The following is a 17,831-nucleotide window of genomic DNA, read 5'->3' on the forward strand; positions in this document are numbered from 1 at the left end:
ACTTAATCTTTTTGTCATTATCAAGACCAAATCATCAAAATGCTTATTCTATCCTATTTAGCCGTTCTTTCTGTAAATGACGGCACCAAGGCCAGTGAATTTTGCTTCTATCCCGTCGTACCCTCTGTCAATGTGATAGACATTTTCTATCTCAGTGATACCGTCTGCTACAAGACCGGCGAGAACAAGTGCTGCTCCGGCTCGAAGGTCTGATGTCTTTACGACTGCACCTTTAAGCTGTTTAATTCCATTTATTATGGCTGACCTGTCATCTATTTTAATATCTGCTCCCATTTTCTTTAGCTCGTCCACATGCATGAACCTGTTTTCAAATACAGTTTCTATTACTACGCTGGTTCCTTTTAGAATAGTCATCAAAGCCATGAATTGAGCCTGCATGTCTGTAGGGAAACCAGGATATGGAAGTGTTTTTATGTCTATTGCTTTAAGTTCATTATTACCTATGACTCTTATGCTGTCGATACCTTCCTCAACAGTGCATCCTGCTTCCTTAAGCTTTGCTATGATTGGCTTCACATGGCTGTTAATAACGTTTTCAATGACGACGTCACCGCCTGTTATAGCAGCAGCTACCATAAAGGTGCCGGCTTCTATCCTGTCAGGGATAATGGAATGTCTTGCACCACCCAGTTTCTTCACGCCTTTTATTCTGATGGTTGAGGTTCCCGCTCCCTTTATATCAGCACCAAGCTTGTTAAGGAAGTTTGAAAGGTCGACTATTTCAGGTTCCATTGCGGCGTTGTCGATTATCGTCTCTCCATCTGCCATGGTTGCAGCCATCATAATGTTTTCGGTTGCTCCTACTGATGGGAAATCCAGGTATATCTTATCTCCTATCAGCTTTTCTGTATAAGCTCCAATATTCCCATGATCTATATCGATAGTTGCACCCAGTGCCTTAAAGCCTTTAAGATGTAGGTCTATGGGTCTTGTGCCTATTGCACAGCCGCCGGGCATTGAATTCTTGGTTTTACCCATTCTTGTCAGCAATGGACCCATTACAAGGAATGAGGCCCTCATTTTGCTCATAAGCTCATAGCTGGTCTCATAATTGTTTATACCGGCTGAGTTTATCCTTATTACACCATCTCCTAAGTAATCCACCTTGCTTCCAAGCGAAGTCAATACCTCGCACATTATTTCAACGTCCTTGAGCTTTGGAACGTCCTCAAGTATTATATCTTCTGTACCTAACAGTGATGCGGCAAGTATGGGAAGCGCAGCGTTTTTTGCACCGCTTATCCTCACATTTCCTCTTAATGGAGGGCTCTTCTCAACCATGATCCTATCCAAAATATCTCCCCCTAAATCATATACGTTAAATTAAGGCTCTGGGCCGTATAAGTCAATACCAAGTATCTGTCGACATAGTTCTAACTTTATCATTATAACATTATTAAATAGTTTTTGCATTAACAAAAAAGCACCCCGTATTTCAGGGATGCTTAGTTTATGCTATACTACACTTCCATCTGCTTCATATCTTCCGGGATGATAAGGGTCGCCTCTGTGGCTGCCTGTACCTCTTCTACTGTGAATTCCGGATTGATCTCTCTTAGGACTATGCCTTCCTTTGTAACCTCCATAAAGCCCATCTCTGTTACTATATAGTCTACCTGATGTGCTGCCGTTAGAGGAAGAGTGCACTCTTTGAGTATCTTGTGGGCTCCCTTTGCGGTGTGCTCCATTGCTATAGTTACTTTCTTTGCTCCTGTTACAAGGTCCATTGCTCCTCCCATGCCTGGGACCATTTTACCTGGGATCATCCAGTTGGCTAGGTTTCCTTTCTCGTCTACCTGGAGGGCTCCAAGGACTGTCATGTCTACATGGCCTCCTCTTATTATTCCAAATGAGGTGGCTGAGTCGAAGAATACTCCTCCGGGAAGGATGGTTACGCATTGGCCTCCTGCATTTACTATGTTCGTGTTTTCTTTGCCTTGCTCTGGTGCCGGACCTACTCCTATGAACCCGTTTTCTGACTGGAGGAATATGTTGGCTCCTTCAGGAAGGTAGTTTGCTACTAGGGTCGGCATGCCTATCCCTAAGTTTACTACGTCTCCGTCTTTTAGCATCTTTGCTACTCTTTTTGCTATGAATTCTTTTATCATGTTTTTATCCATTAGTTTGCACCTCCGTTTACAAGGTGTGTTACGAATATGCCTGGGGTGACTACGTGGTTTGGATCTAGTTCTCCTACCTCTACTATTTCTTCTACTTCTGCTATTACTATCTCTGCTGCTGAGGCCATGAGGTGGTTGAAGTTTCTTGTTGCACCGAAGTATTCGAGGTTGCCGAATTTGTCTGCTGTTTGAGCTGCTATTATTGCTATGTCCGCTTTTAGTGGTCTTTCTAGAAGGTATTCTATTCCGTCTAATTCTATCTTTTGTTTGCCTTCTTCTACTACTGTGCCTACTCCTGTTGGGGTGAGTATTCCTCCTAGCCCTGCTCCTCCTGCTCTTACCTGCTCTGCAAGGGTGCCTTGGGGTACGAGGATGACTTCTGTTTCTTTTTCGTTCATTTGTCTTCCTGTTTCTGGGTTTGTTCCTACATGGGATGCTATTATCTTTTTGAATTGTTTGTTTACTACCATTTTACCTACTCCGAATTCCGGGAAGGAGGTGTCGTTGCAGATCAGTGTAAGATCTTTTACTCCTTTTTCTACAAGCTTGTCTATTATCCTATGGGGATTGCCGCAGCCTAGAAAGCCGCCGACCATTATGGTCATGCCGTCTTTTACCATGTCGACTGCCTGCTCCATTGTTATTTGTTTGTGCATTTTTTCTTTCCCTCGCTTTCAAATGTTGATACTAGTTGGTTGGTTGGTTGTCAAGTGAACAGTGAATAGTGAACAGTGAATAGTTTTTCGTTTTTCGTTATTCACTATTCACTTTTACTTATTGACTATCTTTTCACTACCATCGCTATTCCTTGTCCGCCTCCGATGCATAGGGTTGCAAGGCCGTTTTTGGCGTCTCTCTTTTCCATTTCGTGAAGGAGGGTCACTAGGATCCTTGCTCCACTTGCTCCTATTGGGTGGCCTATTGCTATGGCTCCCCCGTTTACGTTTACTTTTTCCATGTCGAAGTTTAGGTCTTTTGCTACTGAGAGCGCTTGTGCTGCGAAGGCTTCGTTTGCTTCTACAAGGTCTATGTCTTCTATTTTTATCCCTGCTTTTTCAAGGGCTTTTGTGCTTGCCGGTATTGGGCCTGTTCCCATTATTGCAGGGTCTACTCCGCCTGATGCGTAGCTTGTTATTTCTGCAAGTATCTTCAGGCCCAGCTCTTGTGCTTTTTCTTTGCTCATTACTATTATGGCTGCTGCTCCGTCGTTTATACCTGATGCGTTCCCTGCCGTTACTGTTCCGTCTTTTTTGAACGCTGGCTTTAGCTTGCCGAGGGTCTCCATTGTTGTGCCGAATTTTGGATATTCGTCTGTGTCTACTATTACTGGGTCTCCCTTTCTTTGGGGGATTATTACTGGTACTATCTCTTCCTTGAAGCGGCCTTCTTTTATTGCTTTTTCTGCTCTTATTTGTGAGTTGTATGAAAGTGTGTCTTGTTCTTCTCTTGTTAAGCCGTATTTTTCTACTATGTTTTCTGCTGTTATCCCCATGTGGTAGTTGTTGAATATGTCTGTTAGGCCGTCTGCTACCATGTAGTCTATTACCTGGCCGTTGCCCATTCTTTGTCCCCATCTATTGTTGGGTAGTAGATATGGTGCCTGGCTCATGTTTTCTGTTCCGCCTGCTACTATTATCTCTGCGTCTCCTGCTTTTATTGCCTGTGCTGCAAGGGCTACTGTCTTTAGTCCTGAGCCGCATACCTTGTTTATTGTGTATGAGGTTACATAGTCGGGGATACCTGCGTGTATTGCTACTTGTCTTGCTACGTTTTGTCCCAGGCCTGCCTGGAGGACGTTTCCGTAGATGACTTCGTCTACCATTTTAGGGTCCAGGTTTATTCTTTCCATGGCTGCCTTTACTGCTGTCGTTCCAAGCGCTACTGCGCTTACGTCCTTGAATGCTCCACCGTAGCTTCCCACTGGTGTTCTTACTGCACTTACTATTACTGCCTGCTTCATCTTTGCTACCTCCCTTAAATTATCTATATTATTTGCTATTACCAACTATCTTATATTCTACCCCCAAAAGTATCTGTTAAAATATCAACGATTCTTTTTGAGGCATTTCCATCTCCATAAGGATTGACGGCATGAGCCATTTGAGAATAGGCTTCTGCGTCAGTTAACAGCTGGAGAAGGTTTGTTTGCACATTTTCGTAGGATGTCCCGACAAGTCTTGCCGTCCCGGCATCAATCCCTTCAGGTCTTTCAGTTTCTTCTCTAATTACAAGCACTGGCTTTCCCAGCGCCGGTGCTTCCTCCTGAAGACCTCCGGAGTCTGTAACAGCCATGTAGCATCTTGCCATAAGGTTGGTGAATGGTTCATAATCCATTGGCTCAGTTAAATATACGGCCGGGTTGTCTCCAAGTATCCTGTTTGCAATTTCCCTTACCTTTGGATTAAGATGGACAGGGAAAACTACTACAGCTTCAGGGACCATTTTTATCGCGTCTCTTACGGCCTTAAATACGTTTTCCATTGGCTCCCCAAGATTCTCTCTTCTGTGACTTGTAAGAAGTATGACCTTCTTGTTTTTAAAATCTAGACTGTTGAGTCTGTCGTCTTTAAAAGAATACTCCTCTTTCACGGAATATTTCAGAGCATCGATCACAGTGTTTCCGGTTATATATATTTTGTCATCAGGATAACCTTCTCGAAGAAGGTTATCTCTGTTTGCCTCAGTTGGTGCGAAGTGAAAGTCTGTAAGAACTCCCACAAGCTTTCGGTTTGCTTCCTCAGGGTATGGAGAATATAGGTTTCCGCTTCTCAATCCTGCTTCAACATGCCCTATCCTTATCTTCTGATAGAAGGCAGCGAGAGCTCCGGCAAATACTGTAGTTGTATCACCCTGAACCAGAAGAACGTCAGGGTTTTCCTTTCTTATTACATCCTCAAGCCCCTTCAGGGAGTTTACAGTTATGTCAGTCAGGGTTTGACCCGGCCTGAATATATTAAGGTCATAATGTGGTTCAATTCCGAAAAGCTCGGTTACCTGGTCAAGCATCTCTCTATGCTGAGCTGTTATACAGACTATCTGCTCGATGCCCTCTCTCTTTTCCAGTTCCTTTATTATTGGAGCCATCTTGACTCCTTCAGGTCTTGTTCCAAATACTGTCATTACCTTCATTCCTCGTCCTCCTTGCTGTCTTTGGCCGTAGTAAAAAGCCCGAATTTAATGGCATAAATGATTGTCACCACAAAGAGGATCGCTGACATGTAAAATGCCTGTCTGCTGTTTACCCTGGATACAAGCACAGAAAAAACCCCAAATATACCTGATATCCCATAAAGTATCAAAACCGTTTTCTTTTGTGAAAAGCCTCTCTTAAGAAGCCTGTGGTGCAGGTGGTTTTTGTCTGCAGACATTATCGAGCGACCACTTAAAATTCTTCTGAATATGGCAAAGGTTGTGTCGAATATGGGCACCCCCAAGATTATTATGGGCACAAGCATGGCTATCGTAGCAACGCTCTTCATAACTCCCTCTATTGAGATTACGGCGAGCATAAATCCTAAAAATAAAGCTCCGGTGTCCCCCATAAATATTTTTGCAGGGTTGAAATTGTATGGCAAAAAACCTATACAGGCACCAGCTACCATAACTGCCAGAACACCAATTTGAGGTACTCCCAGCTTAATGGCAACAGCAGTGAAGGATAATGCTGAAATAAAAGCAACTCCACCTGCCAGGCCATCCAGTCCGTCAATAAGGTTTAGAGTGTTCGTTATTCCTACTATCCAGAACAACGTTACGGGTACTCCGATCCAGCTTAAGGGAATAACTGTACCTCCCCATGACAAAGGATTGGTCACGAAATCTATCTGGACTCCGCCCCATATAGCTGCAACTGCTGCAGCTATCTGAAATATTAGCTTCTCCATGGGACTCATGCCCTTCATATCGTCCTTTAGACCAGCAATAAAAATAATGGTTCCACCCGCCATTATTCCATAGAGCTCTCTCGAGCCTGGAAGGAACAACAGCATAGAAATCATTACGGCAAGGTACATTGCCACGCCGCCGATCAACGGCATAGGCTTGGAATGGACTCTCCTCTCATCCTTAGGGATGTCCATAGCTCCGATTTTTGGAGCTAAATGTATAATTATAGGAGTAACGGCAAGTGAGATCAATGCCGATACCAAAAAAGGCTTGGTTAGTATTTCCATTGTGCTGAATTCTCCCTGTATACTATTATATTAGATTCTATCCAAGAAATTGGGCTATGTCAAACTTTTGACTATACTATATGCATTCAAAAAGCACAAAAAGGCAGCTGAAACTGCCCTTGTTTCTATTTTGTGCCAAACAATCTGTCTCCTGCATCACCAAGACCTGGTACTATATAGGCATGGTCATTTAATTTCTCATCTATCGCTCCCAGGTAGATATCAACATCCGGTGCTGCATCCTGGACGGCCTTGATACCCTCCGGTGCTGCAATAAGGCACACGAGCTTTATGCTTTGTGCTCCGCTTTTCTTAAGGAACTCTATCGCAGCTATGGCTGATCCTCCGGTAGCTAGCATTGGATCGAGAAGTATCAGATCTCTTTCGTTGATATCCATGGGAAGCTTGCAGTAATATTCCACAGGCTTAAGCGTTTCAGGGTCTCTATAAAGTCCGATATGTCCGACCTTGGCAGCTGGTATGAGATTCAGCATTCCATCAACCATTCCCAATCCGGCTCTAAGAATAGGAACCAAGCCTACCTTCTTTCCAGCTATCACTGGTGACATCATCTTTGTTATTGGAGTTTCTATTTCAACGTCTGTCAGTGGAAAATCCCTTGTGACTTCATAGGCCATTAGAGTAGATATCTCCGTTACAAGCTCCCTGAAATCCTTCGAGCCAGTATTTTTATCTCTTATCATTGTGATTTTATGCTTGATCAATGGGTGATCCATTACGACTACCTTAGACATCATATCGCTCCCCTCAAAATTTTATCCTAGATATTATACCACAAATCAGGCTTCAATTTCACCAATTTTATCTACTCGAAGCTGATGTCTTCCACCCTGGAACTTACCATCGAGCCATGCTATTAGAATCTCAGTTGCTAGGCCGATTCCAAGGACTCTTCCTCCCAATGCCAGCATATTTGCATTATTGTGCTCTCTGCTCATCCTGGCAGAATAGGTGTCTCCGCAAAGTGCGCACCTGATACCCTTAACCTTATTTGCAGATATGGAGATCCCTATTCCTGTTCCACAAATAACTACGGCTCTGTCGACCTCGCCTGCTGCCACAGCCTCAGCTACAAGCTTTCCATAATCAGGGTAATCTACTGAATCCTTGGAATATGTCCCGTAGTCGACTACCTCGATTTCTCTCTCTTCCATAAACTTCTTTAGTTCTTCCTTAAGATCAAAGCCTCCGTGGTCACTTCCTATGCCTATCCTCACTTCTATTCCTCCTCATCCCTTGATTTTGTATATAACTGAATCTATTGCTTCGTTCAATTCATCTCTTACTTTTTTATATAATGAAACGGGCCCTCCATAAGGATCCTCTATGTCGATATCCTGGTCCAGAGCGAAGGATTTAAGAAGATATACCTTATCATTCGATTCCGGGTAGATCTCTAATATCCTGAATAACTGGGATTGAGTCATTACAAGGACCAAATCTGCCCACCTCATCAGCTCCAGATCAAGCGTGCTTGCCCTGTGACTTCCAAGGCTTTTTATACTCTTCATTGCTTCAATGGCTCCTCTGCTAGCCCTGTCTCCATCAAAGGCAAATATTCCTGCAGATCTTACTTCGATAGGTAGACCGAGAGCCTCCGCCTTCGTTCTTAGCAATGCCTCTGCCATTGGGCTTCTGCAAGTGTTACCGGTGCATACGAACAATACTTTCATAGGGACCTCCTAAACCTTTACAAGCCTTCCTCCAGCCGCCTTCAAGAGTCTATTCATGATAGCAAGACCAATTTCATCCTCGCCAACAGCTTCGCAAACTATAAGATCAACCATTGATCTGTCCAGGTCTCTAATAATATGGAATAAATTGTGGGCAATCGCCTCCTTGTCAAGAAGGGAACCCATATCAGCGATCCTATGAGCAGAGTAGCTTCCCATATTTTCGGTGCAGCACATGATGCCTACCTTCATACCCTTGAGCTCGGCCTCTAAAGTTATTCGATTTATCTCATCGATGACTCTGCTGCTCTCCCCCGAGACCAGGCTCATCTGGGCCTTTGGTGCATAGTGCCTGTATTTTTGACCAGGTGATTTTGGGATCATATCCTTATCTGAAGAACCCAAGGCCGGGTCCACGATCGCGTTTGGAAGAAGCTTCCTCACATCCTCCAGCGTTATCCCACCTGGTCTCAGGATCATTGGCTTCTCTCCTGTCAGATCGAGTACAGTTGATTCGAGGCCAACGCCTGTTTCGCCTCCGTCGATGATCAAAGGTATCTTTCCTTCCATATCCTCAAGGACGTGTTCAGCCCTTGTTGGGCTTGGCTTGCCTGAACTGTTTGCCGAGGGTGCAGCGATAGGTGCTCCACTTATGCTTATTAATCTCAGCGCTACGGGGTGGCTTGGCATCCTGATAGCTACAGTCTCGAGTCCTGCAGTTATTATATCAGGTACGACCTCTCGTCGTCTGAATAAAATCGTTAACGGTCCGGGCCAGAATTTCTCCATACAGATTCTTGCTGCAGGAGGAATATCCATTACCAGCTGCTCCAGCATATCTACCGAATCAACGTGTAGTATCAAAGGATTATCCTGAGGTCTGCCCTTTGCCTGAAATATTTTTTTGACTGCTTCCTCATTAAGCCCATCTGCGCCTAATCCGTAGACTGTCTCAGTTGGGAATGCTACAAGCTCACCGTCTCTTATTAGAGCTGCGGCAGCTTTTATGAGTTCTTCCTCTGGCTCTGAGCTGCTTATTCTTATTACTTTAGTTTCCATATCCATATCATCCTTTTCACAAAAAAAGAGGGTCATCCCCTCTTTAGCTGATCTGTTGCAGTCTTTCCGCCTGATCCGTAGTAGTCAGTGAATCGATCATCTCCTCGAGATCTCCGTCCACGAAGCTATTCAACTTGTACAGGGTAAGATTTATCCTGTGGTCTGTGACCCTTCCCTGCGGGAAGTTGTACGTTCTTATTCTTTCAGATCTGTCCCCTGTTCCTACCTGGCCTTTCTTTAGCTGTGCCATCTCTGCATTTTGCTCCTGGATCTTCATGTCGTAAAGCTTGGTCTTAAGAATCTTAAGCGCCTTTTCCTTATTCTTCAGCTGACTTTTTTCATCCTGGCAGGAAACGACTATCCCAGTAGGGTTATGAGTGATCCTTACTGCTGAGTCGGTTGTGTTTACTGACTGACCTCCATTCCCCGAGGAACGGAACACGTCGACCCTTATATCCTGCGGATTTATCTCAACGTCAACATCCTCAGCCTCCGGAAGCACAGCTACGGTTGAAGTGGAAGTATGGATCCTGCCGCTGGCTTCAGTCTCAGGGACTCTTTGTACCCTGTGGACACCGGACTCATATTTTAGCTTGCTGTAAGCTCCTTTACCCTTGATCATAAAGATAACTTCCTTATAACCGCCTATACCTATCTCATTTGTGTTCATAATTTCGACCTTCCAGTTGTTCCTTTCAGCGTATCTTACATACATTCTGAACAGAACTCCTGCGAAAAGAGCTGCTTCGTCTCCGCCTGCTCCTCCTCTGATCTCGACGATTACATTCTTATGGTCGTTGGGATCCTTTGGAAGCAAGAGCAGCTTCAGCTCCTCTTCATAGGTCTGTAGGTTCTCTTCAAGTGCCTTGACCTCTTCCTTTACCATGTCCCTCATGTCCTCATCGAGCGCTTTGTCATAAAGCATCTCCTTGGAGTCCTCAAGCTCTGACTTTGCCTTGGTGTACTCCCTGTATTTTGAAACTATGGGTTCAAGGTCAGACTGCTCCTTCATTACCCTTTGCCATTCCTCCCTGTCTTCGTTGATCAGGTTTGGGTCCATGGCTTTTTCGGTCAACTCCCTGTATTTATCTTCAATAAATGCTAATTTGTCCAACACTGCTTTTACCTCTCCTCTATATGTTACTTTTTCGCATATCCTACCACATTACTATTATATTAGATGAAGATGCATTTTACAAGAAGCTAATGCTCTCTCTCCTTTTGTGGAGCTGCGAAGAACCTGTGATAAACTACAGATACCACCGCACCTGAGGTTACCACCCAAATTGGACTTATACCGAGGAACATTACTGCGACCACAGCTGCAAGGGATGCACCAAGTATCGCCCAAGTCCTTTTGGTCTTTGTCCACATCTTATATACTGCCGCCAGAATCAATGCGACGATTGCAGGCCTTATTCCAGCAAAGATTTTGTCTATTACTGGCAATGACCTGAATCTGTAAAAATAGATAGCCACGACAAGTATAGTGATAAATGAAGGTAGAACTGTTCCCATTGTGCAGGCTAGAGCACCCAAAAATCCGTTTATCCTGTAACCAACGTATATGCTTGTATTTACGGCTACCGGACCTGGCGAGGCTTGCGCAAGAGCTATTGCATCGAGGAATTCCTCGTCCTTGATCAGTTTTTTCTTTTCCACTATCTCTCTCTGGATTATTGGAATCATTGCATAGCCTCCACCGAAGGTAAAGGCTCCGATCTTGAAAAATGTCAAAAATAAGCTTAAAAGCATGCCCAAACCCTCCTAAAACAATACCACGCCCATACCACCAGCAAGTACAATGGCGTATATGGGGTTGAAATTTCTAAAAGCTACCAAATAAAACAGTAATGCGGCAATCAAAACTGATGGTATATCTACAAATGTCGAAACTGCAACACTGAAGGCTGCAACCGCTATAAGACCAAGAACTACGGATCTTATCCCCTTTAATATCCAATCAACATAGGGTGAGCTTTTAAATTTGAAAATGAAATGAAATATAAGGCTCATTACAATAAATGAAGGGAGAACGACTCCCAGGGTCGCCAATGCGGATCCGACAACTCCTGCAACTTTGTAGCCAAGAAAGGTTGCTGAATTGATTGCTATAGGTCCGGGGGTCATCTCTGCGATTGCCAATATATCTATGTACTCTGCCATAGTTATCCAGTTGTGGACCGTTATTACTTCCTCTTGTATCATAGGAAGCATGGCGTAGCCTCCGCCAAAGCTGAAGGCTCCTATCTTAAAGAATGATATGAATAAGTCTATAAGGGCTCCCATATTACCCCTCCTTTATAATCTTCCTGCGACTATCCTGTCCCTGTTTTCAAGGTCCTTTGCAACAGTCACAGTTTTAAATCCATTTTCCTTCATTATCTCAGCGACGTCAGGCCCTTGTCCGGCGCCGATCTCGTATATCAGCAATCCTCCACTTGCAAGGTACTTCCTCGCCTGGGAGGTTATCTTCCTGTAGTAATCGAGACCGTCTTCTCCTCCAAAAAGAGCAATAGCAGGTTCGTGTATCCTTACCTCTTTTTGGAGGGCTTCTGAATCTCCCTCGGGTATATAAGGTGGATTCGAGGCAATGATATTAAAACCACTATGGTATTCCTCTCCAATAGATGAAAACAGATCGCTTTCAATGAACCTGACATTATCAAGTCTTAGGTTTCTTCTATTTTCTTCTGCGATCAGAAGGGCTTCCCTTGAGATATCGACTCCAATTATCTCTCCTTCAGGTCTGTGATATGCTGTTGAAAGTGATATGGCACCGCTACCCACTCCAATATCCAGCATCCTGTAGATTCTGCCTGCAAACTCCTCGTCGATAAATTTAATGATTTGGTCAACCAAAAGCTCGGTATCTCCCCTTGGGATCAGAACTCCCTTGCCTACCCTAAAATCAATACCCATAAATTCCTGTGTTCCTAAAATGTACTGAATAGGCTCTCCTGATTTCCGCCTCTCAATGATCTGGACGAATTTAGTCTTTTCAGCCTCTGTGACCTCCTGATCTCCATGAGCATAAAGATAAGACCTATCCACTCCCAGCAATTGGGACAGGATAAGTCTTGTTTCCTGCTGGGGATTAGAATATTCTATTCCATTTAGGGCTTCGCAACCCCATTTTAGCAGCTCTTGTATCACCACAAGTCTGCCTCCTTATTTTCAGGTATTACTGCAAGAAGGGATTTTATTGCCACCTCTATCTGGGAGTCATCCGGCTCTTTAACAGTAGCCAGCTTCTGGATCATAAGCCCAGGATAGCTCAGTGCGTAACAAAGTCTTGAATCACTTCTGCCGATCACTCTATTTATTTCATAGGATATCCCTGCGATAACAGGGAACATCAATATCCTTGTAACTACTCGCATCACTGGATTTGGCCAGCCGAAAAATGAAAGCACCAGTATGCTTACTATCATTACCATAAATAAAAAGCTTGTCCCACACCTAGCATGCAGGATCGGGAATCGTCTTACATTTTCTACAGTCAAAGGCATTTCATTCTCATAGCAGTGGATGCTCTTGTGCTCGGCTCCGTGGTATTGGAATACTCTCTTGATCTCGTCAAGCTTTGATACCCACACCACATATATAAGGAATATTGCTATCCTCATAACTCCCTCTACCAGATTCAGTCCTATGGTACTGTTGATCCGGCTGCTTAGAAGGTTTGTGATAAGATTTGGAAGTACCATGAATATTCCGATAGTCAAGGCAAGGGATATGATGACTGCAAGCGTCATTTCAACCTCTTGAGCCTTTTCCTTGAATATCCTCTCCATCAATGTTTTCTTTGGGTTTCCGTACTTATCCTTAGGAGGTTCATCCTCGAAGAACTCCGCGGAATAAAGCAATGCCCCAGTTCCTATCTTAAGGGCGTCAATAAGCCCGATCATCCCTCTGATAAATGGCAGAGTAAAAAGCTTGCTTTTCTTTGCAAGCGATCTTACTGGTTCTACCTTAAGCTCAATATCATTATCAGGCTTCCTAACTGCTATGGCGACCTTGTCAGGTCCTTTCATCATAACTCCCTCAATAAGTGCCTGTCCGCCGATAGTTGTTTTATGTTTAGCACTTACACGTGCAGTTTTGAGCTTTGCCATAAATACACTTCCTCATAAAAAATAAAGGTTAGTGCGGATGCAACTAACCCGTTGTTGAAGAAATTAATCGATTGAATATTTCTTCTTGAATTTCTCTACACGCCCGCCACGCTCAACAAACTTTTGCTTGCCGGTAAAGAATGGATGGCACTCTGAACATACTTCCACTCTAAGCTCATCCTTAGTGGAGCCCGTTGTGAATGTGTTTCCACATGCACAGGTTACAGTTACTTCTTTATATGCTGGATGGATTCCTGTCTTCATTACATTCACCTCTCTTCAATACGAGTATCTATTTTTGCAGCTACTCCTCGATATAACCATTAGATTATAGCACAGCAACTAAAAATATTCAACTATATCCAAATTTTATTTCTCATTTCAGTTATAAAATCTTCATTGGTTTTAGTTTCTAGAAGCTTAGCTATCAATAGCTCGGTTACCTCCTGCGTGCTGCCGCTTCCAAGAGCTTTTCTCATCGCCCAAACTGTCTCAAGCTCCTTCTGGGTCATTATAAGTTCCTCTCTCCTTGTTCCTGACTTATAGATGTCTATCGCAGGGAATATCCTCTTCTCAGACAGCTTCCTGTCCAGGTGTATCTCCATATTACCTGTACCCTTAAACTCCTCGAAAATAACATCATCCATCCTGCTGCCGGTTTCGACTAATGCAGTGGCAAGGATAGTAAGGCTTCCGCCCTCCTCCAGATTTCTAGCAGCTCCGAAGAATCTCTTCGGCTTATGGAGAGCACCGGGATCCAAGCCTCCGGACAATGTCCTCCCTGTGGGAGGAATAGTAAGGTTATATGCTCTGGCAAGTCTCGTTATGCTGTCTAAGAGTATAACTACGTCCTTTCCATGCTCAACCAGTCGCTTCGCTCTTTCCAGAACTATTTCCGCAACCTTGGTGTGGTTCTTTGGCAATTCGTCGAATGTTGAGTAAACAACATCTCCCTTGACGGATCTCTTCATGTCGGTGACTTCCTCAGGCCTCTCATCGATCAAAAGGATTATCATCTCGACCTCAGGATGGTTTTGGGCTATGCCATTGGCAATCATCTTAAGAAGCGTAGTCTTGCCCGCCTTAGGAGGTGCGACTATCATACCCCTCTGCCCTTTTCCAATCGGTGCAACAAGATCGATCATCCTCGTGGCATATTCCTTTGATCCGGTTTCCAGTATAAGCCTTTCTGTGGGATAGATCGGCGTAAGACTGTCGAAATCAGGCCTATTGATTGCGGTTGCCGGAGGCATGTCGTTTACAGCCTTCACGTAAAGGAGTGCGTTGAACTTTTCCCCTGCCTTCGGAGGTCTTGTTATTCCCGTTATTTTATCACCTGTCTGCAGGTGGAATCTCCTGATCTGGGATGGAGAAATGTAGATATCATCCTCACCAGACAGGTAGTTGTCCCTTCTTAGAAAGCCGTAGCCATCCTGATGCATTTCTAGGATACCCTCTGCTATGTTGATATCCTCAAGCTGCTCCATTTCCTCAGATGCCTTGTCGGAAAGATCGTCTGTGTCGATCTCCGGAACCTGTATCACAGGCTCTTCTTGCTCCTCTTCTGAATACTCTATAGATGTTTTTGGCTCTTCACTTACAGGCTCAGACGACAGAGTTCTTACTATGAGCTCAAGAAGCTCCTCTTTTTTGTATTTATAAGCCTTTTCAATACCATAAGCCTTAGCGATTTCTCTTAGCTGACTTAAGTTTTTCTTTTCCAATAATTCCTGGCTCAATATATCACCTCTCTTTATTACTTGGCGTATTCAGGCTTTTTGTCCAGTTGGTGGACCGCCTTCATAAACCTTACCGTCCCTGTTTCTGCTCTAAGAATCAGGGTCTCTGTAGTCGCTTTATTGTTGTCCAGATACTTTACGCCCTCAAGAAGCTCGCCATAGCTTACTCCGGTAGCGGAGAATGCAATCTCATCTCCCTTGACCAGGTCGTCAGTTAAGTATACCTTATCCAGCTCCACACCCATTCTTCTGCATCGTTCTCTCTGAACGTCGTCTTCAGGCAGCAGGATCCCCTGGAATTCTCCGCCCAGGCACTTCAAGGCAGCTGCTGCAAGAACACCCTCAGGTGCACCTCCGCTTCCCATAAGTATATCTACCCCGGCCTCATCAAAGCAGGTAGATATGGCTCCAAGAACGTCTCCGTCATATATGAACTTCAATCTGGCACCTGTCTCCCTAATCTCATTTATCATCTTCCTGTGACGTTCTCTGTCGAGTATTATAACCGTTATGTCAGAAGGATCCTTTTCAAGTGCCTTTGCAACGTTTTCGATATTGGTTCTTACAGTCGCCTTGATATCTATTGCTCCCTTTGCTTTAGGGCCTACAGCAAGCTTTTCCATGTACATATCAGGTGCATTCAGAAGACACCCTCTGGGAGCTACAGCAACTACCGCTATTGCATTAGCCAGTCCATGGGCAACTGCAAGAGTTCCATCCAGGGGGTCTACTGCTATATCCACCTTAGGGTTGCCTTCTCTGGGTGTTCCAATATGCTCCCCGATATAGAGCATTGGAGCCTCGTCCATCTCGCCTTCGCCAATAACCACTTCTCCGTCTATGTCTATTGTGTCGAACATTCTTCTCATGGCATCGACGGCCAGCTGGTCAGCCATGTTCTTATCGCCTCTTCCCAGCATCCTTGCACTGGCGAGAGCTGCAGCCTCAGTTACTCTAGCAAGATTTACCGCTAAGTTTCTATCCATCACTTAAACCCCCTTTTTTCAGTGAATAGTGAATAGTTAACAGTGAATAGTGAATAGTGAATGGTGAATAGTGAATAGTTAACAGTGAAGAGCTTGGCTCTTAGTGATAAAACCTAAGAGGTTAGAGTAAAAATTCCTTCTAAAGATTTATTAAATCTTATCTCAATTATGCTGCTTGATCTCTTTCCATGCTTTTCGTTATTCACTATTCACTCAAACTTATTCACTCAAATTTCAACTCTAGGGTTGAAATTTGCATCACCACACCGCTATATATCCATCCGCTCTGCTTTCCGTTCCTCCGCACAGTACTCCGTTTTCATCTCTCCAGATTATCTGACCTCTCCCAAAACTTCCGGTGTCAAGGTTTACGGATACGTCATGACCCTTTCTTGCAAGAGCTTCGGCCAGCTCAGTCGGGAAGCTTTTCTCTACCTGGATGTTGTTGCCGCCGACCCACTGCCACCTTGGTGAATCAAGGGCGTCCTGTGGATTAAGCCCAAATTCAACGGTATTTAGAACCACCTGAAGATGCCCCTGTGGCTGCATATATGCTCCCATTACTCCAAATGGACCAATTGGCTTACCATCCTTTGAAAGGAAGCCTGGGATGATGGTATGATATGGTCGTTTTCCGGGCAGCAATGAGTTGGGGTGTCCCTCCTCACACACGAAATCATACCCTCTGTTGTGGAGAGAAATCCCTGTTCCCGGTACGACAAGCCCTGAACCGAAGCCCCAATAGTTGCTTTGTATATAAGATATCATATTCCCCTCGCCATCTGCTGCTGCCAGGTATACAGTACCTCCACGCTTAGGCTGAGCATCAAGGGGCAGTCTTGCTCTGTCGGTTATCAGCTCAGCTCTCTTAGAAAGGTATTCAGGCTCAAGGACACATCTCCAATAGTCATCCATGAAATCCTGATCTCCAACTATCCTGTTGCCATCCTCAAAGCCCAGCTTCATGGCCTCGATTGCTCTGTGGATCGTTTCAGGATCCTCTATATGTCCCTTTTCCAGTCTATCAAGTATTCCTAGTGCCATAAGAGCTGTTATGCCCTGGCCATTGGGAGGTATCTCCCAAACATCGTAGCCTCTGAATGAAGTAGTTATGGGCTTTACCCATTCCGGATGATGATCTGCCAGATCTTCTTTTTCCATGAGACCACCTGAGGCTTTAACAAACTCCGAGATCCTTGCTGCTAGCTCACCACTGTAAAATGACTCCCCACCTGATGAGGCTATCAGTTCAAGGGTCCTTGCCTGCTCCTCAGATTTCCAGAGCTCCCCAGGATAAGGTGTGCGACCCTCCGTGGTAAAGTGGTCAAACCATGGCTTTATGTAATGCTTATCCAATAATTCAGAATATCTTTCCTTTGCCTGCTTCCAATATCTTGCAACGGTCGTGTGTACCACATGACCTTCTCTTGCAATTTCTATTGCAGGTTTTAAAACCTCTTCGAGAGGCAGTTTTCCAAACTTTCGGTTTATTTCAGCCCATACTGAAACTGCACCGGGAACGGTCACGGCTAAAGGTCCATATTTTGGTATCTTGTCAAATCCGTTATCCCTCAACCATTGAATCGTCAGTTTTTGAGGAGATCTCCCGCTTCCGTTTATCCCAAGGATCTCTCCATCCTTGGAAAGAATAGCAAAGGCATCTCCTCCTATACCATTGCTTGTCGGTTCTACTACGGTCAGTGCTGCAGCTGCAGCGATAGCACCGTCAAAGGCGTTACCTCCTGACTTCATGACTGAAATTCCAGCCTGTGAGGCGATAGGGTGGGTAGTGGAAACCATACCCTTGTGACCAAAAACTAGATTCCTCTTAGATGAGTATCTTTGATAATAGGGGTCAAATTTCAATTTTTTCACATCCTTATGGGAAATTAAATAGAGAAAAGAAAATTGGTACCGTTGTT

The 17,831-nt window shown here is 44.4% G+C and carries 19 protein-coding genes; all 19 read right to left on the minus strand.

Going from position 1 to position 17,831, the window contains the following annotated elements; all coding sequences use genetic code 11:
- Nucleotides 1–57: 57 nt before the first annotated feature.
- The 19 genes from murA to AC4PHB_RS08615 all read right to left on the minus strand — a co-directional run bounded on the left by murA (nucleotide 58) and on the right by AC4PHB_RS08615 (nucleotide 17,784).
- Nucleotides 58–1,314 carry a UDP-N-acetylglucosamine 1-carboxyvinyltransferase gene (gene murA, locus AC4PHB_RS08525; RefSeq protein ID WP_492136022.1) on the minus strand — a complete coding sequence of 419 codons (1,257 nt, stop codon included), beginning with the start codon at nucleotides 1,312–1,314 and terminating at the stop codon, nucleotides 58–60.
- 167 nt (nucleotides 1,315–1,481) lie between these two features.
- Nucleotides 1,482–2,141 (minus strand): 3-oxoacid CoA-transferase subunit B, encoded by a 660-nt coding sequence (locus AC4PHB_RS08530; protein WP_492136023.1) that lies wholly within the window; start codon nucleotides 2,139–2,141, stop codon nucleotides 1,482–1,484.
- Complete coding sequence (gene atoD, locus AC4PHB_RS08535; protein ID WP_492136024.1) at nucleotides 2,141–2,797, minus strand: acetate CoA-transferase subunit alpha; 657 nt, start codon at nucleotides 2,795–2,797, stop codon at nucleotides 2,141–2,143. The genes AC4PHB_RS08530 and atoD overlap by 1 nt, the downstream gene beginning before the upstream one ends.
- 125 nt (nucleotides 2,798–2,922) lie before the next feature.
- Nucleotides 2,923–4,101: an acetyl-CoA C-acetyltransferase gene (locus tag AC4PHB_RS08540; RefSeq protein ID WP_492136025.1), complete on the minus strand. Its 1,179-nt coding sequence runs from the start codon at nucleotides 4,099–4,101 to the stop codon at nucleotides 2,923–2,925.
- A gap of 50 nt (nucleotides 4,102–4,151) precedes the next feature.
- Nucleotides 4,152–5,270 (minus strand): non-hydrolyzing UDP-N-acetylglucosamine 2-epimerase, encoded by a 1,119-nt coding sequence (gene wecB, locus AC4PHB_RS08545; RefSeq protein WP_492136026.1) that lies wholly within the window; start codon nucleotides 5,268–5,270, stop codon nucleotides 4,152–4,154.
- Nucleotides 5,267–6,313: a glycosyltransferase family 4 protein gene (locus AC4PHB_RS08550; RefSeq protein ID WP_492136027.1), complete on the minus strand. Its 1,047-nt coding sequence runs from the start codon at nucleotides 6,311–6,313 to the stop codon at nucleotides 5,267–5,269. The genes wecB and AC4PHB_RS08550 overlap by 4 nt, the downstream gene beginning before the upstream one ends.
- A gap of 125 nt (nucleotides 6,314–6,438) precedes the next feature.
- On the minus strand, nucleotides 6,439–7,068 hold the full coding sequence (upp, locus tag AC4PHB_RS08555) for a uracil phosphoribosyltransferase (RefSeq protein WP_492136028.1): 630 nt from the start codon (nucleotides 7,066–7,068) through the stop codon (nucleotides 6,439–6,441).
- Between the two features lie 45 nt (nucleotides 7,069–7,113).
- Nucleotides 7,114–7,551 (minus strand): ribose 5-phosphate isomerase B, encoded by a 438-nt coding sequence (gene rpiB / locus AC4PHB_RS08560; RefSeq protein ID WP_492136029.1) that lies wholly within the window; start codon nucleotides 7,549–7,551, stop codon nucleotides 7,114–7,116.
- 12 nt (nucleotides 7,552–7,563) lie between these two features.
- Nucleotides 7,564–8,007 (minus strand): low molecular weight protein arginine phosphatase, encoded by a 444-nt coding sequence (locus tag AC4PHB_RS08565; RefSeq protein WP_492136030.1) that lies wholly within the window; start codon nucleotides 8,005–8,007, stop codon nucleotides 7,564–7,566.
- Nucleotides 8,008–8,016: 9 nt separating this feature from the next.
- Nucleotides 8,017–9,066 carry an L-threonylcarbamoyladenylate synthase gene (locus AC4PHB_RS08570; protein ID WP_492136031.1) on the minus strand — a complete coding sequence of 350 codons (1,050 nt, stop codon included), beginning with the start codon at nucleotides 9,064–9,066 and terminating at the stop codon, nucleotides 8,017–8,019.
- A gap of 43 nt (nucleotides 9,067–9,109) precedes the next feature.
- Nucleotides 9,110–10,183, minus strand: coding sequence for a peptide chain release factor 1 (prfA, locus tag AC4PHB_RS08575; RefSeq protein WP_492136032.1), 1,074 nt, complete (start codon nucleotides 10,181–10,183; stop codon nucleotides 9,110–9,112).
- 86 nt (nucleotides 10,184–10,269) lie between these two features.
- Nucleotides 10,270–10,821: a chromate transporter gene (locus tag AC4PHB_RS08580; RefSeq protein ID WP_492136033.1), complete on the minus strand. Its 552-nt coding sequence runs from the start codon at nucleotides 10,819–10,821 to the stop codon at nucleotides 10,270–10,272.
- A gap of 12 nt (nucleotides 10,822–10,833) precedes the next feature.
- Entirely contained in the window at nucleotides 10,834–11,355 is a 522-nt protein-coding gene (locus AC4PHB_RS08585; protein ID WP_492136034.1) for a chromate transporter, read from the minus strand.
- A 12-nt stretch (nucleotides 11,356–11,367) separates the two neighbouring features.
- Nucleotides 11,368–12,225, minus strand: coding sequence for a peptide chain release factor N(5)-glutamine methyltransferase (gene prmC, locus AC4PHB_RS08590; RefSeq protein WP_492136035.1), 858 nt, complete (start codon nucleotides 12,223–12,225; stop codon nucleotides 11,368–11,370).
- Nucleotides 12,219–13,184 carry a DUF1385 domain-containing protein gene (locus AC4PHB_RS08595; protein WP_492136036.1) on the minus strand — a complete coding sequence of 322 codons (966 nt, stop codon included), beginning with the start codon at nucleotides 13,182–13,184 and terminating at the stop codon, nucleotides 12,219–12,221. The genes prmC and AC4PHB_RS08595 overlap by 7 nt, the downstream gene beginning before the upstream one ends.
- Nucleotides 13,185–13,247: 63 nt before the next feature.
- Nucleotides 13,248–13,448, minus strand: a complete 201-nt coding sequence (gene rpmE, locus AC4PHB_RS08600) for a 50S ribosomal protein L31 (RefSeq protein WP_492136037.1) — start codon at nucleotides 13,446–13,448, stop codon at nucleotides 13,248–13,250.
- A 92-nt stretch (nucleotides 13,449–13,540) separates the two neighbouring features.
- Nucleotides 13,541–14,923: a transcription termination factor Rho gene (gene rho, locus AC4PHB_RS08605; RefSeq protein ID WP_492136038.1), complete on the minus strand. Its 1,383-nt coding sequence runs from the start codon at nucleotides 14,921–14,923 to the stop codon at nucleotides 13,541–13,543.
- 17 nt (nucleotides 14,924–14,940) lie between these two features.
- Nucleotides 14,941–15,909, minus strand: a complete 969-nt coding sequence (glpX, locus tag AC4PHB_RS08610; RefSeq protein WP_492136039.1) for a class II fructose-bisphosphatase — start codon at nucleotides 15,907–15,909, stop codon at nucleotides 14,941–14,943.
- Between the two features lie 258 nt (nucleotides 15,910–16,167).
- The gene (locus AC4PHB_RS08615) at nucleotides 16,168–17,784 is read right to left on the minus strand and encodes a gamma-glutamyltransferase family protein (protein ID WP_492136040.1); all 1,617 of its coding nucleotides are present in this window, start codon (nucleotides 17,782–17,784) and stop codon (nucleotides 16,168–16,170) included.
- Nucleotides 17,785–17,831: the final 47 nt, after the last annotated feature.

This window comes from Gudongella sp. QWL-04, assembly GCF_058683975.1.